Source organism: Arcticibacter svalbardensis MN12-7, assembly GCF_000403135.1.
GTDB lineage: Bacteria > Bacteroidota > Bacteroidia > Sphingobacteriales > Sphingobacteriaceae > Arcticibacter > Arcticibacter svalbardensis.
In genome coordinates this window covers 1-26,627 of sequence record NZ_AQPN01000060.1, presented here as the reverse complement: position 1 = coordinate 26,627, position 26,627 = coordinate 1, and the positions used below count along the sequence as shown (strand labels likewise).

General features: G+C 35.6%; 17 protein-coding genes. 13 read left to right on the top strand and 4 right to left on the bottom strand.

What is annotated here, in order from left to right:
* Window positions 1–31 precede the first annotated feature (31 nt).
* Window positions 32–226: a hypothetical protein gene (locus ADIARSV_RS07235; RefSeq protein ID WP_040299405.1), complete on the bottom strand. Its 195-nt coding sequence runs from the start codon at window positions 224–226 to the stop codon at window positions 32–34.
* Between the two features lie 181 nt (window positions 227–407).
* Here ADIARSV_RS07235 and ADIARSV_RS07230 point away from each other — a divergent pair, with 181 nt between their 5' ends.
* The 4 genes from ADIARSV_RS07230 (at window position 408) to ADIARSV_RS07215 (ending at window position 9,117) form a co-directional block, all read left to right on the top strand.
* Complete coding sequence (locus ADIARSV_RS07230) at window positions 408–2,696, top strand: GH92 family glycosyl hydrolase (RefSeq protein ID WP_040299403.1); 2,289 nt, start codon at window positions 408–410, stop codon at window positions 2,694–2,696.
* Between the two features lie 167 nt (window positions 2,697–2,863).
* Entirely contained in the window at window positions 2,864–5,176 is a 2,313-nt protein-coding gene (locus tag ADIARSV_RS07225; protein ID WP_016194793.1) for a GH92 family glycosyl hydrolase, read from the top strand.
* Between the two features lie 119 nt (window positions 5,177–5,295).
* Entirely contained in the window at window positions 5,296–6,723 is a 1,428-nt protein-coding gene (locus ADIARSV_RS07220; RefSeq protein WP_016194792.1) for a glycoside hydrolase family 30 protein, read from the top strand.
* A gap of 177 nt (window positions 6,724–6,900) precedes the next feature.
* The gene (locus tag ADIARSV_RS07215; RefSeq protein ID WP_200864729.1) at window positions 6,901–9,117 is read left to right on the top strand and encodes a heparinase II/III domain-containing protein; all 2,217 of its coding nucleotides are present in this window, start codon (window positions 6,901–6,903) and stop codon (window positions 9,115–9,117) included.
* 238 nt (window positions 9,118–9,355) lie between these two features.
* Here ADIARSV_RS07215 and ADIARSV_RS21020 read toward each other — a convergent pair whose 3' ends face one another.
* A complete protein-coding gene (locus tag ADIARSV_RS21020; RefSeq protein WP_262482226.1) occupies window positions 9,356–9,598 on the bottom strand; it encodes a LacI family DNA-binding transcriptional regulator in 243 nt (80 codons plus the stop codon).
* A 622-nt stretch (window positions 9,599–10,220) separates the two neighbouring features.
* On the opposite strand from ADIARSV_RS21020, the gene ADIARSV_RS07210 reads away from it, so the two are divergent.
* From ADIARSV_RS07210 to ADIARSV_RS07170, 9 genes are all read left to right on the top strand, one after another.
* Window positions 10,221–11,630 carry a fasciclin domain-containing protein gene (locus ADIARSV_RS07210; protein ID WP_016194790.1) on the top strand — a complete coding sequence of 470 codons (1,410 nt, stop codon included), beginning with the start codon at window positions 10,221–10,223 and terminating at the stop codon, window positions 11,628–11,630.
* A gap of 10 nt (window positions 11,631–11,640) precedes the next feature.
* Entirely contained in the window at window positions 11,641–14,877 is a 3,237-nt protein-coding gene (locus ADIARSV_RS07205; RefSeq protein ID WP_016194789.1) for a SusC/RagA family TonB-linked outer membrane protein, read from the top strand.
* An 11-nt stretch (window positions 14,878–14,888) separates the two neighbouring features.
* Window positions 14,889–16,976, top strand: coding sequence for a RagB/SusD family nutrient uptake outer membrane protein (locus ADIARSV_RS07200; RefSeq protein WP_016194788.1), 2,088 nt, complete (start codon window positions 14,889–14,891; stop codon window positions 16,974–16,976).
* A 14-nt stretch (window positions 16,977–16,990) separates the two neighbouring features.
* On the top strand, window positions 16,991–17,902 hold the full coding sequence (locus tag ADIARSV_RS07195; protein WP_040299400.1) for a DUF5017 domain-containing protein: 912 nt from the start codon (window positions 16,991–16,993) through the stop codon (window positions 17,900–17,902).
* 102 nt (window positions 17,903–18,004) lie between these two features.
* The gene (locus tag ADIARSV_RS07190) at window positions 18,005–18,244 is read left to right on the top strand and encodes a hypothetical protein (RefSeq protein ID WP_016194786.1); all 240 of its coding nucleotides are present in this window, start codon (window positions 18,005–18,007) and stop codon (window positions 18,242–18,244) included.
* A 225-nt stretch (window positions 18,245–18,469) separates the two neighbouring features.
* The gene (locus ADIARSV_RS07185) at window positions 18,470–21,325 is read left to right on the top strand and encodes a heparinase II/III domain-containing protein (RefSeq protein ID WP_016194785.1); all 2,856 of its coding nucleotides are present in this window, start codon (window positions 18,470–18,472) and stop codon (window positions 21,323–21,325) included.
* 161 nt (window positions 21,326–21,486) lie between these two features.
* Window positions 21,487–23,742, top strand: coding sequence for a GH92 family glycosyl hydrolase (locus ADIARSV_RS07180; RefSeq protein ID WP_016194784.1), 2,256 nt, complete (start codon window positions 21,487–21,489; stop codon window positions 23,740–23,742).
* 415 nt (window positions 23,743–24,157) lie between these two features.
* The gene (locus ADIARSV_RS07175) at window positions 24,158–24,832 is read left to right on the top strand and encodes an SGNH/GDSL hydrolase family protein (RefSeq protein ID WP_040299398.1); all 675 of its coding nucleotides are present in this window, start codon (window positions 24,158–24,160) and stop codon (window positions 24,830–24,832) included.
* A gap of 15 nt (window positions 24,833–24,847) precedes the next feature.
* Entirely contained in the window at window positions 24,848–25,939 is a 1,092-nt protein-coding gene (locus ADIARSV_RS07170; protein WP_016194782.1) for a glycoside hydrolase family protein, read from the top strand.
* A gap of 185 nt (window positions 25,940–26,124) precedes the next feature.
* On the opposite strand, the gene ADIARSV_RS07165 is transcribed toward ADIARSV_RS07170, so the two are convergent.
* Window positions 26,125–26,304, bottom strand: coding sequence for a hypothetical protein (locus tag ADIARSV_RS07165; protein WP_016194780.1), 180 nt, complete (start codon window positions 26,302–26,304; stop codon window positions 26,125–26,127).
* Complete coding sequence (locus ADIARSV_RS22800; protein WP_083936536.1) at window positions 26,301–26,450, bottom strand: IS66 family transposase; 150 nt, start codon at window positions 26,448–26,450, stop codon at window positions 26,301–26,303. The genes ADIARSV_RS07165 and ADIARSV_RS22800 overlap by 4 nt, the downstream gene beginning before the upstream one ends.
* Window positions 26,451–26,627 lie beyond the last annotated feature (177 nt).

Sequence of the window (26,627 nt, the reverse complement as noted above, 5' to 3'; positions counted from 1 at the left end):
AGTCTTACGTTTATTCCATCCCAAGAGTGAATTATTTCATTGCAAAGTCCGGAGATTTTGATGCTAATGTAACGGCCCACTTTTTGTTTGGTTTACTATCCATAGTAAATTCAAGTGCTCCTCCTTCAATAATATAATAGTCGGGGCGACTCATAAAGTGTTCGTAATCTGCTGTCTTATTTAACCCATAATGAAAAGGAGGAATAGTGTGTTTTGTCAGGAGCATTTTTAATTGTCATATCTGTTGACATATAATCACCGTTTACATCCGCTACATTATTAAGTTATAATAATAAAACTAATATTTTGCTAAATCGTTTTAATTATTAAATTTGTTATTAAGAAGAATATGATGAATAATTACCTCTTTGCTAGTATAAACCATTTGAGAATAAGCTAAATTAACTATGAAGCCTAAAATGTTTTTCACCATCGCCCTTACCATCAGCTCTTTTGTCGTATTGGGCCAGACTGTTAATCAGGTAACTGACCCTGTAGAGTACGTCAATCCCCTTATGGGAACGGATTCCAAACCGGATTTATCCAATGGAAATACGTATCCTGCAATTGCAGTACCATGGGGTATGAACTTTTGGACCCCGCAAACAGGGAAAATGGGAGATGGTTGGGCTTATACCTATACAGCAGATAAGATTCGCGGTTTCAAACAAACGCATCAGCCATCACCATGGATGAATGATTACGGACAGTTCTCCGTTATGCCGGTAACAGGTAAAATGGTGTTTGAACAAGATGAACGTGCTAGTTGGTTTTCTCATAAAGCAGAAGTATCCAAACCTTATTATTATAGTGTTTACCTGGCTGATGCCAATGTAACTACAGAGCTGACGCCAACTGAAAGGGCGGCACAGTTTCGTTTTACCTTTCCTAAGGGCGACAGCTCCTATATTGTTATTGATGCCTTCGATAAAGGTTCTTATGTAAAAGTTATTCCTGCTGAACGCAAGATTATCGGTTATTCTACCCGTTACAGTCGTGGTCCTCTTCCTAATTTTAGGAATTACTTTGTGATCTATATAGACAAAGCTTTTGCAGATTCAAAAGTATGGAGTGATAAATCAATTGTAGAAGGATTAGAGTTAACAGCAAACCATGCAGGGGCAGTTATTGGTTTCAAAACAACAAAAGGGGAGAAGGTGAACATGAAGATTGCCTCTTCCTTTATCAGTTTTGAACAGGCAGAGTTGAACCTGAAGCGCGAATTAGGTGGCGACAGTTTTGATGTTACTGCTCAGAAAGCGAAAGCATTGTGGAACAAGCGGCTGAATGCCATTTCAGTAGAAGGTGGATCAGTCGATCAGGTGCGTACCTTTTATTCTTGTATGTACCGTACTTTATTTTTTCCTCATAAGATGTATGAGCATGATGCAAATAATAAAATCGTTCATTACAGCCCCTACAATGGTAAAACATTGCCTGGGTATATGTTTGCTGGTACAGGCTTCTGGGATACGTTCAGAGCACTCTATCCGTTCTTAAACCTGGTTTATCCTTCAATAAACAAGGAAATGCAGGAAGGTTTATTAAATGATTACAAAGAAGGAGGATGGTTGCCTGAATGGTCCAGTCCGGGATATGCAGATATCATGGTTGGTAATAATTCAGCTTCAGTGGTATCAGATGCATATATTAAAGGACTACGAGGATACGATATCAACACCCTATATAAGGCGCTTACTCACGGAGCGAATAACGAAGGCCCTATATCAGCAGTAGGCCGTAAAGGCGTGAAGTTTTATAATGAGCTGGGTTATATTCCTTATGATGTGGATATTAATGAAAATGCAGCCAGAACACTAGAGTATGCTTATGATGATTTTGCTATCTATCAACTGGGTAAAGCGCTTCATAAACCGGAATCAGAGATTGCTATTTATGCCAAACGAAGTCAGAATTACCGCAACCTGTTTGACCCTTCAAGTGGTTTAATGCGTGGTAAGAATAAAGACGGAAGCTTTCAATCTCCTTTTAGTCCTTTTAAATGGGGTGGAGCCTTTACAGAGGGAAACAGCTGGCATTATTCATGGTCTGTTTTTCATGATATGAATGGACTTGTAACATTAATGGGAGGAGATCAGAAGTTTGTTACTAAACTGGATTCCGTATTTTCAATGCCACCTGTTTTTGATGAGAGTGCCTATGGAGGTGTAATTCATGAGATCAGAGAGATGCAAATTGCTAATATGGGTCAGTATGCACATGGAAATCAGCCCATTCAGCATATGATTTATTTGTACAACTATGCTGGTGCCCCATACAAGACACAGTACTGGGCACGTGAAACGATGAACAGAATGTATCGTGCAACTCCTGATGGTTATTGTGGAGATGAGGATAACGGACAGACTTCAGCCTGGTATGTATTCTCAGCGATGGGGTTCTATCCGGTTACACCTGCTGTAGATCAGTATGTATTAGGCGCTCCTTTATTTAAAAAGGTGACTCTTAATCTGGAAAATGGAAAGAAAGTGATTATCAATGCAGGTGCGAACAGTGCAGAGAATAAATATGTCAAATCTTTAAGCTGGAATGGAAAACCTTATAGCAAAAACTGGGTAAGCCATAGTGAACTATTAAAAGGTGCAGTGCTTGATTTTAATATGACCCCTACAGCTAATACGCAAAGGGGATCTGATAAAAAAGATTATCCGTATTCCTTTTCTACAGATAAATAATACTGCAACGCCAATGTAGGTTGATGTTTTAAGTGAATTATTAGTACTGAAACTCAAAATCAGGTTGATGTTTTCAAGAGGCAAATAGTATTGAAATTCCAGAAAGGAAGCCTGTGAATCGGGTGATTGCGAATTGATGATTTTATATTAAAAAGTGATTTTATATAATGAAGAAACTTCTAACGGCGTTCGTTCTGTTTTCAAGCCTTTATACTTATGGTCAAGGTAAGCAAAACCAATCATTGATTCAGTATGTGAAACCCATTATTGGAACACAGAAGATGGGACATACCTTTCCGGGTGCAACTGTACCGTTTGGGGCAGTACAGCTTAGTCCGGATACAGATACTATTCCTTATGAAAAGGATGGCAAGTACAATAAGGATGTGTACCGTTATTGTGCCGGTTATCAATATGACGATCCCACCATTGTAGGGTTCAGTCATACGCACTTCAGCGGTACGGGACATTCAGACTTAGGCGATTTTCTGATCATGCCTTCGGCAGGGAAGTTGCAGTTGAATCCAGGAACTGCGGACCATCCTGAAAATGGTTACCGATCTGCTTTCTCTCATAAAAATGAAGTAGCCGAAGCAAATTATTATAAAGTTAAACTCGATGACCAGCAAATCCTAGCAGAGCTGACTACCTCTACACGTACCGGTTTTCATCAGTATACTTTTCCAGCATCAGACGAGGCGCATATTATTCTGGACTTGATGGCAGGGATCTATAATTATGAAGATAAAGTAGTGTGGACCCATGTGCGGGTTGAAAATGATTCGCTGGTTACGGGTTATAGGCAGACAAACGGTTGGGCAAAAAACCGCACAGTCTATTTTGCGATGTCTTTCTCGAAGCCGTTTAAGGAATATGGTACCAAGGATTATTCCAAGGGACAGGTTTATAAGGGCTTTTGGAGAAAATTTGATCAGAGTAAAAACTTTCCTGAAATAGCAGGAAAGCAATTGCGGATGTATTTTAATTTCAATACAACAGATAAGGAAAAGATTAAGATCAAGTTTGCCTTGTCGCCGGTAAGTACAAAAAATGCCTTGGAAAATATGCAGGCGGAAATACCACATTGGGATTTCAACAAGGTGAAAGAAGAAGGACAGCAGCAATGGGAAAAGGAGCTTAGCAAAATTAAAATTAAAGCCGCTGGAACCGAAGAAATGATCAACTTTTATACCGCCATGTACCATGCTGCCATTATGCCTACGGTTTATATGGATGTGAACGGCGAGTATAAGGGTTTGGATCAGAATGTGCATCAAGCAGAGGGCTTTGTTAATTATACTTCTTTTTCTTTATGGGACACTTACCGGGCATTTCATCCTTATCTGAACATTGTAAACCCATCCCGAAATGCAGATATGGTGCAATCTATGTTGGCTCATTATGATCAGAGTGCTCAGAAAATGTTACCAATATGGTCTCACTATGCCAATGATAATTGGTGCATGAGTGGTTATCATAGTGTATCCGTTATTGCTGATGCCATTATAAAAGGAACCTTTAAGGGAGATGCTGCAAAAGCGCTTGAAGCTTGTGTAACTACAGCGAGGACCAGGAGTTATGAAGGCATAGGTTATTATATTGACATGGGATATATTCCTCAGGATAAAAATGGTACCTCAGTTTCCTCCACATTGGAATATGCCTATGATGATTGGTGTATTGCGCAGGTAGCAAATAAGTTAAAACGCACAGACCTGTATAATGAATTTATTAAGCGGGCAGAAAACTGGAAAAACGTATACGATCCATCTATTGGTTACATGCGGCCTAGAATGACTGACGGGACTTTCAGGAAGGAATTTGATGTTTTGAAAACCGATGGACAGGGCTTTATTGAAGGGAATACCTGGAATTATAGCTTGTATGTACCACAGGATCCGGATAAGATGATTGAAATGATGGGCGGTAAAAAGAAGTTTGCGGTACATCTTGATTCCTTGTTCAGTATGCATTTGCCTGATGAGTTTTTTGCAGAAACAGAGGATATTACCAGAGAAGGGATTATTGGAAACTATGTGCATGGTAATGAACCTTCGCACCATGTGGCCTATTTATATAACCGGACAGGGCAGCCCTGGAAGACTCAGGAAAAAGTAAGGATGATCTTGAAAAAACAATATCATACCGGTCCGGATGGATTAGGTGGAAATGATGACTGCGGACAAATGAGTGCCTGGTATATATTTAGTTCATTAGGTTTTTATCCAGTGGCACCAGCTTCCGATCAGTATTGGCTAGGAAGTCCTGCTGTTTACTCTGCATCTATACAGCTTGAAAATGGTAAAATATTTAAAGTAGAAGCTAAAAATCAGAGTGATAAAAATGTATATGTGCAAAAGGTGACCTTAAATGGTAGTTTACTTGATCGGTTGTATATATCCCACCATGAAATTACGGAAGGAGGGACTCTTGTTTATACGATGGGACCTAAGCCGAAAGTTGAAGGAACCAAATTATAATTAATTTGGAATTGATGTCACTAAACCGATTTACTTTTTTTATTTTTGAATAAATTAATAACACCAACCAAATTTTATAACCAATTTAGAATTTTAATGCTAACTAAATTTAATTATTAATGAAGAAATATTTTGTTTCATTGCTATTTTTAGCCTTTTCTTTGATCACTAAAGCTCAAACAATTAAATTAATCAGTTCTAACGAAACTGACAAGTGGAAAGCCGAAAAAGACTTAAAGTTTACTGCCAAGAATGAAGATCAATCTCAAATTATCATTTACCCAAACAAACAACTGCAAAAAATTGATGGATTTGGAGGATGTTTTAACGAGTTAGGGTGGGAGGCACTTTCAGCTTTGTCGCCTGAAATAAGGAATTCAATTATCCATAATTTGTTTTCAAAAGAAGAGGCTAATTTCAATATCTGCCGTACGCCTATTGCTGCAAGTGATTATGCGTTGAGTTGGTATTCTTATAACGATGTTTTTGAAGATTTCACCATGCGTAATTTTAATATCGATAGAGATAGGTATATTTTAATTCCTTATATAAAATCGGCATTAAGCGTAAAACCAAATCTTACTTTATGGGGCTCACCTTGGAGTCCACCGGCTTGGATGAAGGTAAATAACCATTACACTTTAACTTCGGGGGCGGTTAAAGGAGGTAAAGAAAGGGGTAATGAAATGGGTGATAGTAAAAACATTGCAAATAACGCAACAGCATTTAAAATGCAGCATTCCTATCTAGAGGCTTATGCATTATACTTTTCAAAATATGTTAAGGCTTATCAAAAAGAAGGTGTTAATATTTCTTCAATCCAGGTACAAAATGAAATTGCGTATGCGCCACAATGGCCAAGTTGCACTTGGCGACCTGAAGATTTGGCTTATTTTATTAAAAAATATCTGGCACCTAAGTTTAAGGAAGATGATGTAAAAAGCGAAATATGGTTAGGCACTGTTAATTATGGTAATCCAGATTATGTGCGTTATTTTTTAAAGGATACTACGATTTCTAAATATATTGATGGTGTGGGCTTTCAATGGGGTGGCAAAAAGGCCATAGGAACCATTCATAAAGAATATCCAAATGTGAAATTAATGCAAACGGAATCTGAATGTGGAGAGGGAGAAAATAATTGGAAATCAGCCGAGTACACTTGGTCTTTAATCAAACATTACTTTAATAATGGTGCAAATTCTTATCTGTATTGGAATATGGTTTTAGACCATGCCGGTAAAAGCAGTTGGGGTTGGCCGCAAAATATGCTCATTTCTATCAATAAAGAAACTAAAAATGTGGTTTACAATCCTGAATTTTATTTAATGAAACATCTTTCACATTTCGTGGTGCCTGATGCACATTTGTTAGCAACCAATGGTGGGAAGGACCATTTGGCATTTCAAAATCCAGATGGGAGCATTGTTTTAATACTAGCTAATTTAGAGAACGATACACAAACAATAAATGTGGAAGTTAACGGAAAAATGATGAATGCTGTTTTAAAACCTAAATCATTTAATACATTAACTTGGAAACCATAGGTACAAATTAAATAACATTACAATCACATCAAATCAGAAATCATGATAAACAATGATCTTTATTTTTCTGCAAAAAAACTTCTTTTAACAACACTCATCTGCATATTAATAGTTCCACTTTTCGCACAGGAAACTAAACACCCCTATTTATTTTTTAGCGATAAGAATGTAAAAAGCTTGAAATCTAAATTAAGTGTAGAAAAGGAAATGAATGACTCTTGGCTAGCACTAAAAACAAGAGCAGACCAATCTGTTGAAAAAAATAAGGGTGGCGATTTAAGAGAATTGGCCTTAACTTATAGAATGACAGGGGATAAAAAGTATGCTGAAAGGGCTAAAGCGTTATTAATCCCTATTCTGAAAATGGAAGCTTGGGACGGTTTAGATGACCGTACACCACGATGGAATGCAGCGCTAAAAACCTCTCATACATTAGAAGAAGTTTCTCCCACCTACGATGCTATATACGATATGCTCAGCGCTTCAGAGCGTAAATATATGGCAGATCGAATAGTGAAATTGGGAATTAACCCTTCATTAGGTGATTGGCTTTACGAACCTACCCGTATTCATTCGCTAAACTCGATGGGACATAATTGGTGGTCGGCAATAATGTACCAAGCAGGTACTGCCTCATTAGCGGTATTGAATGAAGTTCCTGAAGCTAAAAAATGGGCTGATGATGTAATGCAAGTTAGTAGTGAATGGTTTAGCTTTACGGGTAGCGTTTTAGAAAACAAGCCGAGTACTTTTGATAAAGATGGCGGCTTTTATGAAAGCATAGGTTACGCCAGCTATGGTGTTTCCGAATATCTATCTTTCCGTGTTGCTTATACTAACAAATATGGAAACATTAAAATGCCTTATGATGATGTTTTAGTTAAAACAATGGATTGGTTTATTCAAAATTGTTATCCTAATTCAAATGATTTATTGTCTGTTACTTTTGGTGATAGCAGTCCTCATAGTACTGGTGCCCGCTCGGTTGAAATGATGATATCATTAGGTTTTGATAAAGAAAGTTATCGTTGGTATTTGGCAGAAGCTAAAAATTTAAAGGGAAACAACAAAGGTAAAATAGATGCCTTGAGCCTTATTGGTCAGCCAAATTTTAAACCTGTACCAAGTAGTCCTGGTTTACCTACTGCTGCATTGTATAGTGATATGGGATGGGCTACTATGCGCTCATCTTGGGCCAAAGACGCAACCATGTTAGCCGTAAAAAGCGGTTTCACCTGGAACCATGCTCATGCTGATGCTGGTTCATTTATTTTGTACCATAATGGCGAAAATTTATTGATTGATGGAGGAAATACGAGTTACAGCAGACCAGAGTATAGTAGTTATTACGTAACCAGTAAAGCACATAATGTGATGCTATTTGATGGTGAGGCTCAAAATCCACAAGATCAGTATTATGCTGTTAAAAATGTAGGTCATTTATATAATTTAATCAACGGAAGTGATTTTAAATATCTTTTTTCAGATGCCACAGGGCCGACTTCTCAATATTTTCTAAGAAACTATCGTAATTTTTTGTGGATAGGGAATGTGATTTTAGTAGTAGATGATGTAAAAGCATATGATTATGGAAAATTTGAATGGTTGTTGCACTATGCAGATAAAGCCGAGAAAAAAGGAATAGATATAGATATTACTGAAGGTAAAGCAAACTTAATTGTACGTCCATTATTTCCTGAAACCTTGCCAAATGGTTATCCACATGATTTTCCTGACAAAATGAAATTGGAGGAAAGGATTGGTCTTAAAGATCACGAACCAGATGTAAAAGCGCCTTATTATGCCATAACTCCGGCAGAAAAGTATAAACAAACTAAGTTTATAAACGCCATCATTTTATTAAATGAAAACAACAAGCCCAAAGAGGGACCCTCCCTATCGGGTATGGCAACGGCAAAAGAAGCTCGCGAAAATTTACCTCAAATAGAAAGATTAACGGGTAGTGATTATATAGGAGTAAAAATTACCCAAAACGATCAAACTACAGAAGTATATTTTAATCTCATTGCTGATGGCAGATTAATGCACCGAAATAGCCATAATACCATTAATGGATGGGAGACTGATGCTTACATGATGGCATTAACCTATCCTTCTTCTGATAAAGCACCTTCTTTAAATAATGTGAAATCATATTTTGTAAGCAATGGGAGTTATTTAAGAAAAAACGGCACAAGTGTATTAAGTTCACTTTCTAAAGTATTTATGTACACTAAAGCGGATAAAGGTACGCAAGAAGTTATCCTGCAGGGACAACCTATTATGAATGTAACCCTGAAAATTCCAAAAGTTTCTCAAGTGATTTTAAATGGCGAAAAGACTAAACCAGTTTATAGTAAAGATGGTTTAGTTTTACAGATTGGGAAACATTAGCGCTTTGAAGTTATCATTTTAAACTACCTTAAGAATATCAGTTGTTCATAACAAAAAAATCCTCTGTTTTAATCAAAATGGAGGATTTTTTATTCCAATTCAAAACCATCATGTACATAACTCACAATATTTAGCATCTATTTTTGGAGATACCAAATGATATAACAAGTTGGCATTATAAATAGTAAGAAGCGCTTTTCGGTAATATTTAAATTAGATCTCGAAAACTTTCATATCTCTATACTCCACTACTAATGGAGCCATTTGTCTCAAGCCTATCTGAGATGTTTTCTACAATCAATCCAATTATTTTGGTGATCCCCATTCTGAAACTGGATGCGAGTTGGTTTGGTTGATATGATGTTTCTGCAATATAACCTGGTGCTTTTTTTATAACATCTGCACTAATTCTCTTTTCCTCTGCTTTATAGTTTAAAATAAATGAAACTGTAGTCTTAGAAACCTCACAGAGTGATGCGATATCAGAGATAGTAAGTTTTTTATTTTTGGCATTTAATAAATCAATTTAGCATGAGGCCGGCAATAAACAATGTTTGGTTTTAAAGTATTTGAAGCGGCCATTCCATTACTCATCGTTGTTTAATGGATGTTTTTTATTAAAGGTTATCAAGTGTAATTAATTCTAAATTTAATTGGAAGCCTATATTAAATTAAAGGCCTATGAATTTCTTATTATGTAAGGTAATATCGGGCATCGAGAAAAATATTTTCTCTTTATATGAGGTTAATAGATTATTAATTTAACTTCTTTGCTTTTTTGTGTATAACAGCTTCAAAAATATATTTTAATTTAAATTTTGAAATGATAAAAAAAATACATTATTTTACTAATCCGATTTAGAAAACTAATTGTAACCAAATTTAATTTTAGTGTATGAAAAGAAAATTACTTTCATCCAATGTGATGACGTCCATTCTTTTACTCAAGAGAATGGAAATCTATTTTAAACCCTATAGGTAAAATTCTTCTACCTACAAATCATTTAACTTATAGGATGAGTACAGATCTACTCATCAATATTTAATTTATTTCTCAATTATACCTAACTAGTATGTTTAATTTCAAATTAATTACACGGCTAATGGTATTTACTCTTTTTACATCCATATTTGTAGGATGCAAAAAAGATAAATATGAAACGCCTAGCGCTGTAAGTATTTATAGAATTGCCAAAGAAGATAATTCTAATTTCAGTATTTTAGAAGCAGCCATTGATAAGGCTGGATTTAGACAAATGCTCGACGGTAGCGACAATTATACACTGCTGGCGCCAATCGATCAGGCTTTTATTGATGCAGGTTTTGCAGATTATAGAGCTATAAATCTTGCAGATTCTGCAACCATTGCTAATATTTTAAAATACCACATTATCGAAGGTAAAGTTGATGTAGAATCATTAGCTGGTGGTCAAACCTTAAAGGCTTTGAATGGAGCCGAGCTTTATTTTGATAAAAAGGAGATCATTCTTCCAAATTCAAATAAAAGCACTGTTAGCTTTGTAAATGGAGCTGATATATTAGGTGCTGATGTTTCAGCAACCAACGGAAATTTACAAGTTATTAATCGAATACTTACTCCTAAGGGTGCTGATATTATCTCTGTTTTAACTTCCAGCCCTAATTATTCTTTATTTTTAGCTGCAATTAAAAGAGCTAGTACTGGTAGCCGGAATTATTTACAAGAGCTCTCTTCGAACAAAAAATTCACGGTATTCGCACCATTAAATACATCTTTTGCGGCTTTCCTTTCCGGAAAATACCTTAATTCCACTTTAATCAATACTATAGCGCCAGATGTTGTAGCCTCCGAATTGGTTGGTCCTCATATTATAGAGAATGGTGGATATTTGGCATATCAAATACCGCATAATTCCATAAATTTAAGTCAACAAAGATTAATTGTTAGTTATAGCAGAACAATAGCTAATGTTGCCAATGCCAGTGCTGGCTCAAATACTGTAATCAATAGCAGTGCTTTGGCAAAGGCGACAGCCAATACTATGGCATCTAATGGTGTAATTCATGGAATTAGCACTATTTTCCCTATACCAAGTGCCAATAATTTATTGCAAACTATTCAATCAGATCAAAATTTAACATTTTTAGTCGCAGCCATTACAAAGGCAAGTACCTCATCGGTTAATTTTGCTGGATTATTGTCTTCTGCCGATAGTTATACCATTTTTGCACCAAACAATCAGGCATTTAAAGATGAAGGATTTGCCACTGTGGATGCGGTTTCTGCTGCAAGTGTAGAAATATTATCAAGCTTGTTGAGTAAGCATATTTTTGAAGGGATTATCTACTCTACTTCTTATCCTGCTGGTTCTTATACCTTAAGTAGCATCAATGGTACGGCTGTCCTTTTTGATAATTCAACAACAGGTTATGCGGCAATGGGGCCAAATAATTCAACTTTTGGAGCAATAAGTACGAGTAATACAGTAAGGTCTAATGGTGTCTTTAATATAATTGTTAAAGTAATTAAATAGCGAAATAATCATGATTATAGATATTAATATTGCAGTAAAGAAAACTTTGGGTGAATTTAAATCACGCAAAACATTCTTTTATTTCCTTGCATTTTTATTGATTGTTAGTTTTCAGCAATCAGTTGCTCAGGTTAAAAGGATAACAGGCATAGTTGTGGATAACACTGGAGAAGGAATAGTCGGGGTAAATGTAAAAGTGAAAAACACAAAAACCGCCACCACTACTACTGTGGGGGGTAAATACAGCATAAATGCTGACAGTAAATCAATTCTTCAATTTTCTTTTGTTGGCTTTTTGAGCCAAGAAGTGACGGTAGGCGGTAAACTTTCCGTGAACGTAACTTTAGAAGAAGATGCTGTCAGTTTAAATGAGGTAATTATTCAAACTGGTTACGGCACTACTAAGAAAATGGATATGGCAGGTTCTGTAAGTACTGTAAGTGTTAAGGATTTGCAAAAAGCCCCTGTAACATCTTTTGAGGAAGCACTAGCTGGTAGGGTTGCCGGTGTGCAAGTAATAGCAGGAGATGGCCAGCCAGGAGAAGCGCTCGACATTGTAATTAGAGGAAATAACTCTATCAATAATAGCAACTCGCCCTTATATGTAATTGATGGATTCCCTATAGAAGATCCAAATAACAATGCTATTAACCCTGCTGAGATAGAAACCATTGATGTTTTGAAAGATGCTTCTGCAACTTCTATTTACGGTTCGAGAGGGGCCAATGGAGTAATAGTTATTACTACAAAACGAGGAAAGGTGGGCGATGCGGTATTAAGTTACAACGGTTATTATGGTGTAAATAAGATTATTAGAACTGTTGATTTGCTTAATCCTTACGAGTTTGTTAAACTTCAAACAGAGGTTGATCCAACAAGAGCGGCCTCATCTTATTTTAAAGATGGGAAAACTTTAGAATCTTATAGGGGCACTGAAGGAGCGGATTTTCAGACCAAAGTATTTGAACCTGCACCTTTTCAAAATCACTATATTTCTTTAACAGGTGGCTCAAAAGATACTCGTTACTCTGTTTCTACTTCGGTCACTAATCAAAATGGTGTCATTATTAATAGTGGATTCAAACGTTATCAGGGTAGAGCTACCTTAGATCAATCAGTAGGTAAAAAGTTAAAAATAGGAACAAATATTAATTATGCCGGCTCGCAAACCTTTGGTCAAAAACCAAGAGACCAAAATAACAATGGTACAGGAAATAACGTTGAGTTTAATTTGATGTACCAGATTTGGGCCTACAGACCGATTAGCGGTGCATCTTTTGATTTAAATGACATCTATAATGATTTTTATGATGAGGATGCTCTAGATCCAGGTTCGCTTACTCGTACCTTGGTAAATCCTACAACATCTTTCACAAACGAGTATAGAGCGTCATTTGACAATACTTTTACTGGAAATATTTATGCAGAATATCAGTTTACAAATGCTTTAAAATTTAGGGTTACTGGAGGAGCAAATATCGCTAATGGAAGAAATGAAAATTTATATAATAGTTTAACTAGACAAGGATCTGGCGATAATGGGGTTACCGGTGGAGTTTCTTTTTCAGATAGAAAAGATTATTCTATTGACAATGTTTTAACCTACGATAAGCAATTTAGTAAAAACCATAGGTTAACGTTAACCGGTGTTTATAGTTATCAAAGCAATAAAGCGCAAAACTATGGTTTCAACACTACTCATATTCAAAATGATTATCTGGGCATAGCAGCCATTGGGGCGGTTTTAAACTCTTATTCATCCACCAATTCATCCAACTCTACTTACAGGCTTCAATCATTTGCTACGAGAGCAAGTTACCAGATGTTTGGTGGGCGCTATATCTTCGGAGCTACAATAAGAGCTGATGGATCCTCAAAATTTGCTCCTAACAACCGTTACGGTTTCTTCCCAGCAGGTTCTGCTGCATGGAGATTTACAGAAGAGGCCTTTATGAAAAAACAGAAAGTAGTTTCTAGTGGTAAGTTAAGAGCAAGTTATGGGGTGGTAGGAAACAATAGGGTAAATGATTTTGCTTATGTATCTACCATTACACAATCAAGCAGCGTTGGGCCCCAATATTACACTTTTGGAGGATTGGTTTCTGATGCAAATTTGGCCTATTTCATTAACGTGTTAGGAAATGAGAAAGTGAAATGGGAGAGTACAAAACAATTAGATTTAGGACTAGAGCTTGGTTTTTTGAAAGATAAATTCTTGTTAGAGATTGATTATTATAAGAAAAATACCTATGATTTACTTTTAAATAGTGCTTTATCTCCAAGCGTTGGGAGCCCTGCCAATATAATAGATAATATTGGTGAAACCAGTAATCAAGGTATTGAATTTACTTTAAACATCACTAACATCAGAAATAAGAACTTTACATGGACAACAAACTTTAATACCTCATTTAATAAAAATAGAATTGAAGCTTTAAGCAATGGTTCTGATTTTTTGGTGAGAGCTGTAAGTGGATCCGGAAATGCAATGAATGGAGTAAATGGTTACATATCACAAATAGGTAAGTCCATTACAGCAATGTATGGCTACATTTATGATGGAAATTACCAGATAGAAGATTTCAATATCCAACCAAGTGGAGCTTATGTTCTAAAACCCAACATACCTGTTAATACCAACGGAGGACAGACAATCACTACAGTACAGCCGGGCGACCCTAAATATAGAGATACTAATGGTGATGGTTTAATTGATGAAAATGATCAAACTGTTATTGGTAATCCTTTTCCAATTCATATTGGAGGGATGAACAATAACTTTACTTACAAACAATTTGATTTGAATATTTTTATGCAATGGTCTTATGGTAACGAAACCTATAATGCAAACCGTTTATACCTAGAAGGTGGTACTTCTGTTGGATTTAATACCAATCAATTTGCAACTTATGCAAACAGATGGACTCCAGAAAATAGAAGTAACACTATTTACAGGGCAAATGCAGTAGGAACAAGAGTTTATTCAACAAGATTTATTGAAGATGCTTCTTTCATAAGGTTAAAAACAGTTCAGTTAGGTTATACTTTGCCTATAAACTTCGCTAGAAAAATTAAGCTAAGATCGGCTAGAATTTATTCTTCGGCACAAAACCTTTTAACCTTAACAAACTATTCTTCTACCGATCCAGAAAATTCAACAAAAGGTAATGGACTTACGGCAGGATATGACTTCTCTGCCTATCCGAGAGCCCTCACAATTACTTTTGGTTTAAACGTTTCATTATAAAATAGATAAAAATGAAAAAAAATATCATAGTCTTCGCACTTTTGACTGGGATTTTAAGTGTGAGTTCTTGTAAGGAAATATTAGATACTACACCTACAAAAATTACTTTAGAAACTTATTTTACAAATGAGAGCGAGCTGAATAATATGCTTAACTCCGTTTATGACGCCATGAATGGAGGTAACTTTTATCAGGCTACTTATCAAACTTGGGTAGCTCAAGGTACAGATGAATCTTACCGAAGAACCGGTGTAACTTCCATCAGTGCAAATAACTATAAGGGATTACCAAATGACTCTCAAATTACCGGTTTATGGAGCAGTTTATATATTGGAATAAATAGAGCTAATACGATCTTAGAGAACATTGATAACGTACCAAATTTAACCACCGAGCGAAAGAATATTTTCTTAGGTGAGACAAAATTTCTTAGAGCTTATTATTTATTCATGGCCACTTCCTGGTGGGGAGACGTTCCTTTAAGAATTGCTTCTGTGAAGTCACCTAACGATACCGATATCGCATTTACGCCAAGTAAAGAGGTATATGATTTTGTTATTGCAGAAATGACAGAGGCAGAAGGTTTATTGAGCAAGCAAACCCCTTCTACCATTGTGCCTTACCAAAATGGTAGAGTAACAAATACAATTGTTCAAGGTATTTTGGCTAGAGTGTGTCTATATGCTGCTGGAAACCCTGTAAATGATACAAAACGATATGCTGAGGCAAAGGTTTGGGCAGAAAAAGTGATTAAATCTGGCATTCATAAATTAAACCCTGATTATGCACAGGTTTTTAGAGAACAATCTGCGGGAACCTACGACCCAGCCTATAAAGAAAGTATGTGGGAGGCTGAATTTGCAGTTGATAATAGTAACCCTGTTCTAAGAGAAGCTTTAAATGCAAACGATATGATTGCTCCACAAATTAATGCAAATACTTTAATTGGAAAAACATTATGCTCTGTCGCTCCCACAGCAAAATTGTACAGGGTCTATCCTTCTTATTATAATGCAATTAGCTTAACAGATATGTCGCCTGATAAGAGAAGAGATAGAAATGTAGCGAATTTTACATATGCAGCGCCTTCAGGATCAACAACTAGTACACCACCTATTATAAATCCGTTTACCTGGAATGTATGGTGGGCCAGGTGGCCAGGTAAATGGCTAAGAGCAGATGAGATTAATCCTCAAGCCAATGGTTCTTCTCAAAACTGGCCAATATTAAGGTATGCTGATGTTTTATTGATGTTTGCAGAGGCCGATTTTAAAGCTACTGGACAGGTTTCTTCCGAAAGTATAGCTGCAATAAATCAGCTTAGGGCAAGAGCTTATGGATCCTTAACCAGCCCAATTAAAAACGGTATCGAACTTACTTTAGCAAATACAGGCAGCGGTTATACCATTGCACCCACAGCAATTGCAACCATTGGAGGTAGTAGTACAACATTAGCAACTATTGGTACAACCATTTCAGCAGGAAAGATCACTTCTTTAATCATGAGTAATCCTGGCGAATATGCTTCATTGCCTAGCACAATATATTTAGGTACCCCATGGGTGGCTAATACAGCTTTAGTAATTAACACAAATATTGTTAATCCAAATAACGGATTATTATACAAGGTAACAACTGCGGGTACAACCACAAATATACCACCAACAAATACAACAGGAGCATCTTCAGCAGCTTCAACAGGAGCAGTTTTTACCTATATAGGTACTGCTGCAACTGCAACTGCCACTATAACAACTGGTTTATTAAAACCAGAAGAAATATCGACTGGTGCATTTATGGAAACCATAATGCAAGAAAGAATGAAAGAACTGTGTTATGAAGGTTTCAGAAGAAAAGATTTGATAAGATGGAATATATTGGTTCCTAAAGTTAAGGAGATTTCGGATTTAGCATTAAATGGAAGTATTGAAAGGTTTTATAACAACACTCAAATAATACCACCTGCAGCTACATCTTCAAGTTTAAGGGTAATAATTATGGAGGCTGGATTAAATGTTAGTGATAAGTGGGTTTATTTGCCGATTCCCAATAGTGAGATTGCAAATAATAGACTAGCAAAACAAAATAAAGGCTTTTAAATAAATTTAAGAACATGAAAAGAATAATATATACAGCTTTGGCATTAACTTTAATAATTTCTGCTTGTAGTAAGTTGGAAGTAGACACACCTACTTTTGAAGCAAGCTTAGAGTCATCAACATTTAATGTTGGTGATACCGTAAATTTTAAATTTTCTGGCAATGCAGATTATGTTTATTTCTTCTCCGGAGAGCTTGGCAAAGAATATACCAAACGAACAGTTTTCGAGAATGAGGTAAATGGTAGTGCAGAATTCCAATTCACCAGTAGCGTTGCCGCTACGGGTACAAGTACAAATAATATAAATGTTTTGGTTTCCAACGATTTTAACAGTGTTTATGATACTACAAATGTTAAAAAAGCCACTTGGGTAGATATCACTGACAAGGTTACATTAGGCACTGGAACAACATTGGTGTCATCTGGTATTATTAATTTAGCCCCTTATCAAGCGGCGGATAAACCCATTTTCATAGCATACAAATATTTAGGACAAAACAATGCTACGGTAACGCAAAAAACGTGGACAATAGGAGGATTTCAATTCAGAACCAAGCAATCAGATGGTGAGGTTTACACCAATGCATCCTCATTTACAGATGGTGCTTTTGCCAATGTAGAATTTAAGGGCGATTCTGCCAGATGGGTAATTAACTCAACCACATTAACACACTTAGGTTTAGCTGCAGGTAACCCTGATGATAACGATTGGGTAATATCCAAAGCAATTAACTTAAAAACCGCTGTAGGAGATGCAACTGGTGTTGAAACAATTAAAAACTTAACTACAGGATATATGCCAACATCCTTCCAGTATGTTTATACAACGCCTGGTACATACAAATGTACTATAGCCTCAGTAAATGCATCAGCAGAAGGCAGAAAAGATAAGCTTAAGGAATTTACTATTGTAATTAACCCATAGCTAAGCAAAAAATAAAAACTCAATTTAAACCTTAGCGGGTAAAATAAATAAGATAAAAGCGGCTGATAGACATAGAGCTCAGCCTCTTTTTTTTTAAAAAAAATGATTAAGGCTGGTACAATTAGCCAAGAAATAGTTCTTACCATGGATATATTGCCAACTTTCTTAGATTTTATTAGACAAAAACCTAGCGGCAAAAATTTAGATGGTATTAGTATAAAAGATAATCTGCTTAAACAACTAAAATACCTGTTAGAGATGTGTTTTATGTGTATGGTAATAGAAGTATTATCAGAAGTTGAGCGTGAAGTTTATCAAAAACTTAAACTAAAGAAGCATTAATACAGAACTTTATATTCTAAACACCGATTTAAAGGAAAGCACTAATGTAAGCAAAGCTCAGTCTGAATTAGTAAATCAATTAATTAAAAAAAATTAAATGCATGGGAAAAACAGGTAAGAAAAGATGTTAAAATTATTTCTAAATAGTATTCCTAAGCTATAAATTTTTTTCATCCATAATCTGATATAACAGGTTATGGATTAATTACAATTAAATTTATTTCGGTGTTAAAACCTGTTCTATTAATAATTTCTTATTTATTTTTAAATGAAAAAAATATAAAAAGGTACTTTATAATTTTAAGTATAGGGTTTGGTTTGATGATAAGCCTTAACAGCCACGCTCAAATCATCAATATTCCTCAATCTATACCTTCTGCGCATCCACGAATGCTCACTACATCAAATGGGCAAACCGAGCTTAAAGAAAAACTTAAGAGTGCTCCATGGGCACAAAAATTAGTAGATAAATTAAAATCAAAACTGGATCCCTATGTTTTGAAGGTTGAGCAGGATAGCAGTTATATGTTTTCTCGTTTGCAAATGTATTGGAACAGCCATCATACAGATGTCACCATTAAAGGAACTTCTTTTATAAAAGCCGAAGGTGAAGCACCTGTACCAACAGTTAGGTTTAGTGGTTCAAGAGATTGGTCGACACCTTATAAAGCACCAAAAATTGATGATCTTATTCCCTTTGCCGACCCTAAAGATGGCAAAGTATATATGATGAAAGATGGTAAAGGTGTTTGGATTCAACCATCAGAGTCTGGTTTGGCAATAGAGAAAATTAATCAAAGTATTTTAGAATTTGCACAAGATGCAGCCTTTTTATATTGGTTAACAGGAGAAGAAAGATATGCAAAGTTTGCCGAAGATATTTTTGTAACCTATATCACCGGTTTATACTACCGTAATTTGCCAAAAGCATTAGATGATAACGAGATTTCTGGTTTAACCTCTTTTGAAGTAATCCATCAAGGAGATATTATTTCAACAGCTTTATGTTACGATTTCCTGTATCCATATCTTCAAAAAAAGCACCCTAATTACGATAAACAGTTTGTTGTTCCGGTATTTAAAAAATGGGCTAATAACTTACTAGACCATGGTGTAGTAGATAATAACTGGAATATTTTTGAAGCCCGATTTTTGACTTATTTAGCTTTAGGATTAGAGGATAACAAAAATTATAAAGACGGTAAAGGAGCCAGTTTTTATTTAGATGCCATATTTAATCAAACCAATAGAAGACAAGCCCCTTTAACAGAATCTTTACAAAATTTTGATGCTAAAACGCATATTTGGAACGAATCACCAGGTTATTCGGTAAATGTATCTAAGGATTTTTTAAAAATTGCATTAATAGCCAACCATGTCATGCCTAATTGTTTAGATAATATGGTAGCGGCTTTGGCTGATGCAGTTGATGCAACAACCCAATATTTATATCCAAGTAAAATACCTGTTTCTTTTGGCGATGGCGCATACAAACACCTGCCTACAGAAAGTTTACAATACCTTATTTCTTGGTATAGAGCAAAGGGAAACACTGCATTAGAGCAAAAGTACACCCAGTTGTTTACCTTTTTTGAAGAATCGAATGTTCAAAAACCTGATGAGGGAGATTTATTTGAACTATTTTTTTATGTCGATAAGCTTTTACCTGCAAAAACAACTAAACTTCAAGATTATGCAACTCCTACCTTTTATGCACCAAATGTAAGTTGGTTTGTACAAAGAAATGGTTTTGACCCTTTACACGGAATGATGATTTCTACAACAGGTTCTCTAGGGAACCATTCACATGCCAATGGAATTTCTATGGAGTTGTATGGGAAAGGTTATCCTTTAGCTCCGGATATGGGTAAAGGGGATAGCTATTGGCAAGCCAACCACCGCGAATTTTATGCTCAATTTGCGGCACATAATACGGTAATTGTTGATGGTCAATCTTCTTATGGATCTATGCGTGGTAAATATCCCTTTAAACTCAATAGTTTTTATCCTGCCATTGCACAAAAAGATAATTTTTTTAAGAATATCACCTATAGTAATGTTTCGTTTACGGAACCTGAAACGGAATCTAATCAAAACAGGTTATTGAGTACTATCAGAACTGGAAACTCAACAGGATATTATTTAGATATTTTTAGAGCGAAAAAGGAAAACGGAAAAGATATTAAGAACGAATATTTATACCATAATTTAGGACAAGAGGTTCAAGTTTTTGGTGAAGATAAAAAGCCGTTAACTTTTGCAAAAACAGAAGAGCTTTCAACAAAAAGCGGCGATATTAAGGGCTACGATTATTTTACAGAGAAAACAAAAGCAATTTATAGCACATCTTTTACTGCTCGTTTCGATTTAAAGCTTCCTAAAAAAAGGGAAATCAACATGAATATGTGGATGCTTGGCAATGAGGGAAGAGAAATCTTTAAAGTTTTATCGCCCAAAGCACATTCGGTAGCGGCTATTTTACCTAAGGATGTTGCTGATGCCGCAGTGCCAACTTTAGTTATCAGACAAAAAGGAGAAGCATGGACAAAACCTTTTGTTGCAATTTACGAGCCCGCTGAAAATAAAGAATCTAACATTGAATCAGTAAACGAATTTAAACCAGGTACACCAAACTTAAATTTTGTTGGTGTACAGGTGGTTAATAAAAATCAAGCAGCGCAATTTATTTTTTCTGATGCTTTGGCCCAACAAAATAATATATATAAAAACTATGCTTTTAAGGGTTCTTATGCAGTGGCATCTACAAAAGAAAAGCAGTTGGAATACTTGTTTTTAGCTAAGGGAAAATTGTTTTTTAATAAGGAGTTTGGCTTAGAAGCAAAAGAAGATACTACTACAGCTACACTAGCGCATGAAAATGGAGAATGGAGTATTTATGCAGCGCAAGCCACCAATTTATTTATTTTAAAGGATAAATGTAATGGAGCGCTAAAGGCTAAAAATAAGAATGGAGATGTACAGACCATCAAGGGAGCTTTAATTAAAAGACAGAAACAAGAGTTCTGGATGTTTGCCATTCCGTCATTAAATAATGATTTTTTGCTTTTTGGATTGGATTAATTATACCGTCTTCTAAAAAAAATCTCATAGATTTTAAAGCCGAGCATATATTTTAGTTGAAGTACTATTTGCGCTAGGAATAGAAATTGATACCGGCTTTTGAGCCTAAGGTCTGAAGGCGTATGAATGTATAGCCCGCAAAACGTCCAAATAATTTTATCATGATTAAATACCCTATTATTGCACTTGTTTTTTGTCTTTCTTTGGTGCGGGCCTATGCACAAAACGATGATATTATAAAGTATGTAAACCCCTTAACCGGAACGGCTAACAGCACTACGGTTTCGGCTATTAAACACAGTACAGGTTCTTATACAGAAGCTTTGGCGAACGTTATCCCGGCGGTAGGTGTGCCTTTTGGCATGACACAGTTTACGCCCCAAACCCGTTTAACCGAAAAAAAATGTGTGGCGCCTTATTATTATAAAGATCCAAAAATAAATGGTTTTAGGGCAACACATTGGCTAAGTGGTTCTTGTACGCAAGATTATGGGAGTTTAAGCATTATGCCAATCTCAGGAGATTTAAAAACTTCGGCAGTAGATTACGCTTCTAGTTATCAACATCAGAACGAGCAATCTTCTCCAAATTATTATAAAGTTCTTTTGGATGATTATCAAATTACTACAGAAATCACTGCTTTAGCCCGAAGTGGGATGATGCGATTTACTGCAGGAAATAATAAAGATTTTTACTTGTTAATTAGCCCTAACAGCGATAAAGACAAAGGTTTTGTTCATATCGATAATGAAAAAGGTGAAGTAACAGGATATAATCCAGCTTATCGCATCTATCAAGGTTCGGGAAATCCCGCTGGATTTAGTGGTTATTTTGTTATTCAATTTGAGAAAAAGTCTAAAAATTCTGGAGTTTATTACGGTAATCAAATTCTTCATGATCAAAACATTAGCGATAAAAAAGATTTAGGCGCTTTTTTAAAATTCGATTTGAAAAAAGGAGAGCAGCTCACCATTAAAATTGGCAGTTCTTTTAGTAGTATTGCAAATGCCCGGAAAAATTTAGACGGAGAAATTAAGCACTGGGATTTTGATAAGGTAAGGCAACAAGCTGCTGAAATTTGGAATAAAGCTTTAGGGCAAATAAAGGTAGAAACACCAATTGAAAAATATAAGGATGTATTTTATACTGCATTTTATCATAGTATGCAGGTTCCTCGTTTATTTAATGATGCAGATGGAACATATCCTAAATATGCGCATCAGTATGAAAATGCCATTATAAAAGAATCAGATTATTATGATGATTTTTCTATGTGGGATACTTACAGGGCGCAATTGCCTTTGTTCCAGATTTTACAACCAAGAAAATTGGGGGCTTTTGCTAATTCTATAGTTTTAAAAGGACAACAAGGTGGTTGGTTGCCTATTTTTCCATGTTGGAATAACTATACAGGTGCAATGATTGGCGACCATGGCTCAGCATTTTTAGCATCTACCATAGTAAAGCATATTAAGGGTTTTGATGAGAATGAAGCTTACCTTTTAATGCGTAAAAATGCTTTTGAAACGCCAGACTCAGCAGCTTATAAAGATGGAAAGGGCAGGAGGGCATTAACAGACTATATTAAATACGGTTATATCCCCTTAGAAAACCATGTTTTGGATGCTTTTCATACCAATGAACAGGTTTCAAGAACTTTAGAATATGCTTTTGATGATTATGGGGTAGCTAAAGTTGCCGAAAAATTAGGCAAAGCAGATGATGCCAAACTTCTTTTCGGAAGAGCTAAAAACTATCAGCATGTATTTGACAAAAATGTGCAATCGGTAAATGGACGTTACGCTGATGGAACTTTTTCTAAAGGATTTAATCCAGATAAAAAGCTGCCTTTTATAACCGAAGGAACCCCTAGACAATACCTTTTTTATGTTCCGCAGGATGTTAAAGGCTTAGCCAATCAGTTTGGCGGTGCTAAAGGTTTAGAAAAGCAGTTAGATAGTTTGTTTGATAAAAATGAATACTGGCATGGCAACGAACCTGGGCATCAAATTCCGTTTATGTATAATTATACCGATGCTGCCTGGAAAACTCAAAAAGTGGTGCGTCAAATTTTAGAAGAAGAATATACCAATGGCATTGGTGGATTAAGTGGTAATGATGATGCAGGGCAAATGAGCGCTTGGTATGTTTTTGCTTCCTTAGGTTTCTATCCTGTTAATCCTGTTTCTAATGAATATATGATTAGTAGTCCTTTATTTACAAATGCCGTAATTACTTTAGAAAACGGTAAAAAGGTAGAAATTAAAACGAACGGCAATAGCGCAAAGGGAAAATATATTCAATCGCTAAAACTGAATGGAAAGCCCTATCATAAAGCTTATTTCACTTATCAGCAATTAATGGATGGGGCAAAAATAGAATTTGAGTTAGACGAAAAACCTAACTCAAATTGGTGAACTACTCCTTAGGCTTTAAATTACCTTAAGATTGTAAAAATAGATCAGCGAAATTAACAGTGCTGGTATAGTTTTCTTTACTGGTTGATTGGGCATCATATTCTTTGACCAGACTGGCGATCTATCATTGCTGTAAGTCGTGCGAATACCGGCTGTCACTGTCTGGAGAAAGTTGTACCTTTAAGCCTACTTTTTTGTATGGTAACTTAAAAGTACAATAAAACTGGTTAGCTTCGGTTAGTCAATTTATTTTTATCGGACAACAATGAATATTAATATCGCTATGTTGCCAAATAAATTTATTTGTTTAAGTTGGATTTTCGTTTTTTGTTAAACGAAATAAATTTAATTAATTATAGCCAAGTATTATTTACTTCGCACTTTTAACACAAGGTCTTCTATAAAAACGAAATATATGATTAAATATTCAAGATTATTAATAATGTTTAGTACTGTTCTATTGCTCTCTAGCATGGCATTAGTACAGCCAAAAAAAGTGTTTTTCTTTGGCGATTCTATTACCTCCCACGGTCCTGATGCTGATGGTTTTATTACTTTAATGCAAAAACGTTTAAAAGATGAGAGAAAAACGGATCAGTTTGAACTTTTTGGCGCAGGTGTTCCGGGTAATAAAGTGTACGATCTATTTTTTCGTTTAAAACAAGATATTTTAGATAAGGCACCTGATGTAGTGGTTATATATATTGGTATAAACGATGTTTGGCATAAGGCTGAATTTGGCACAGGTACGGACGAGGGCCGTTATATTTCCTTCTATTCGTCAATGATCGAAATATTAAAAAGTAAGGGCATACGGGTAATTTTGTGTACGCCTTCCATAATTGGAGAAAAGAAAAATTTTGTTAATCCTCAAGATGGAGGTTTAAACCAATATAGTCAAATTGTAAGAGATTTAGCTTTAAAATATGAATGCGATTTAGTAGACTTGCGTAAAGCAATGGTGGAGTATGAAATAAAAAATAATACGGCTGACGTTGAGAAAGGGGTTTTAACAAGAGATAGAGTGCACATGAATGCAACAGGTAATAAATTTATTGCCGATACGATGTACCCAATTATTTTTAAATAGTAAAGGTTAAAAGGTATGAAAAATCTACTTTTATTTATTTTATTTTTGGGATTAACCACCTCTAGTTTTTCGCAAAATAATATAATCAGTAATTTAAAAGATGCGCCTATAAACGGTGGCTTTAAAATGGATGGTTATTGGGTTTGGGGAAGCGCTGTAATAAAAGGCGATGATGGCAAATACCACATGTTTGCTTCCAGGTGGCCAAATTATATTCCTTTTCATCCGGGTTGGATGGTGGCCTCAGAAGTTGTACATGCCATTGCCGAAAAACCTGAAGGGCCTTACAAATTTAATGATTTGGCTTTAGGTGCAAGAGGTGCTCAATTTTGGGACGGGAGATCTTGCCATAATCCCAAAATTGTAAAATACAAAGACACTTATATATTGTACTATATGGGTTCAACAAATCCATTTGAAGATATTACTAAAGAAAATGCTAACCAATTAACATTAGATAGTAAATGGTGTATAGCTGGAAGATGGGGGAAAAGAATAGGCGTTGCTACTTCTAAGAGTCTTTATGGCCCTTGGGAACGTATGGATCAACCTATTTTAGATGTGAAGCCAAATACATTCTATAGTTTTTTAACTTCAAACCCATCTCCATTAATTAAAGATGATGGTTCGGTAGTGATGATTTTTAAAGGTAGAAACTACAAGGATGATGGGATTACCTATAGCGATATGAGCGTAAGTGTAGCAACCGCACCATCTTACAAAGGGCCATATACAGTAATTGGAAATGAGCCCTTATTTTCTGTTGATAAGTTTGGCGAAATTGAAGATGCTTGTTTATGGAAAGATAAAAATGGTTACCACATGTTAGCGAAAGACCAAAGAGGGAAAATTACAGGAGCAGCTGGCGATGGCTTATTAGCACATTCAAAAGATGGTATACATTGGAAAGTCGATAAAAACCCTAAAGCATACAGTAAATTAGTTAAATGGAATAATGGTAAAACTATAGTTCAAGGTCAATTAGAACGGCCATTTGTTTTGGTAGAGGATGGTATACCAACGCACATATTTTTTGCAACAATGGATGGGCCAGGAGGTTTTCAAAATGCAACAAAATCGTGGAATATGGTTATTCCTTTAAAATAAAATATTTAGGAAATATTTTTGTTTAGCACACCAAGCTTAGTTTTTTTTAATCTAGTTTTTGCTCAAACTGGAGTTTAAAATAGACTTCAATGGAGGCAATACAACTATTGATTTGAGTACGGTAAACGAAGCTTACTCATTTGAATGGTTGAATTCTTGGGTAGGTGGTATTGTCAACAGCTTTACTAAAAAATGTTAACTTTTTGAGTAAAAGTAAACTTAAGTAATCCACAAAATGATGCAGAAAAAGCTTCTTTGATCTGTTTTTCAATAGCATACTTGGCAGCGATTTCATCCACGGCATGTTTTGCCCTGACCATATCATTATCAGCCGATTCATCGAATTTCTTTCGAATATGACTCATGCAAAAGAGCCGCTTAACCCCTTGTTTCCATCTAATGCCTTCGCGTAGGCCTGGTACCCATCAGTCTGTAAGACGCCATGGAAGTCCTGTAACATCTTTTTTGGATGCACATGTTTACGACTGTCACAATATTGAAAAAAGAGCAGGCCTGAGCTTACAAAACCAGGGGCTGATGAAGGCCTTTTTACCGTTTTTTTATCTTTCCTTGCACTATCTCTATCCCTAAAATCAGAATAACTATCTGATTATCAAAATAATTTTACTTTTTCAGCAGACCCTACATAGGTAATCATAATTCGGGATGGGATGTTCGAGTCCTATAC

Excerpts from the sequence above, each read along its gene's own strand:
- ADIARSV_RS07235 (WP_040299405.1), bottom strand. The coding sequence starts at position 226 with ATGCTCCTGACAAAACACACTATTCCTCCTTTTCATTATGGGTTAAAT.
- ADIARSV_RS07230 (WP_040299403.1), top strand. The coding sequence starts at position 408 with ATGAAGCCTAAAATGTTTTTCACCATCGCCCTTACCATCAGCTCTTTT.
- ADIARSV_RS07225 (WP_016194793.1), top strand. The coding sequence starts at position 2,864 with ATGAAGAAACTTCTAACGGCGTTCGTTCTGTTTTCAAGCCTTTATACT.
- ADIARSV_RS07220 (WP_016194792.1), top strand. The coding sequence starts at position 5,296 with ATGAAGAAATATTTTGTTTCATTGCTATTTTTAGCCTTTTCTTTGATC.
- ADIARSV_RS07210 (WP_016194790.1), top strand. The coding sequence starts at position 10,221 with ATGGTATTTACTCTTTTTACATCCATATTTGTAGGATGCAAAAAAGAT.
- ADIARSV_RS07205 (WP_016194789.1), top strand. The coding sequence starts at position 11,641 with ATGATTATAGATATTAATATTGCAGTAAAGAAAACTTTGGGTGAATTT.
- ADIARSV_RS07200 (WP_016194788.1), top strand. The coding sequence starts at position 14,889 with ATGAAAAAAAATATCATAGTCTTCGCACTTTTGACTGGGATTTTAAGT.
- ADIARSV_RS07195 (WP_040299400.1), top strand. The coding sequence starts at position 16,991 with ATGAAAAGAATAATATATACAGCTTTGGCATTAACTTTAATAATTTCT.
- ADIARSV_RS07190 (WP_016194786.1), top strand. The coding sequence starts at position 18,005 with ATGATTAAGGCTGGTACAATTAGCCAAGAAATAGTTCTTACCATGGAT.
- ADIARSV_RS07180 (WP_016194784.1), top strand. The coding sequence starts at position 21,487 with ATGATTAAATACCCTATTATTGCACTTGTTTTTTGTCTTTCTTTGGTG.
- ADIARSV_RS07175 (WP_040299398.1), top strand. The coding sequence starts at position 24,158 with ATGATTAAATATTCAAGATTATTAATAATGTTTAGTACTGTTCTATTG.
- ADIARSV_RS07170 (WP_016194782.1), top strand. The coding sequence starts at position 24,848 with ATGAAAAATCTACTTTTATTTATTTTATTTTTGGGATTAACCACCTCT.
- ADIARSV_RS07165 (WP_016194780.1), bottom strand. The coding sequence starts at position 26,304 with ATGAGTCATATTCGAAAGAAATTCGATGAATCGGCTGATAATGATATG.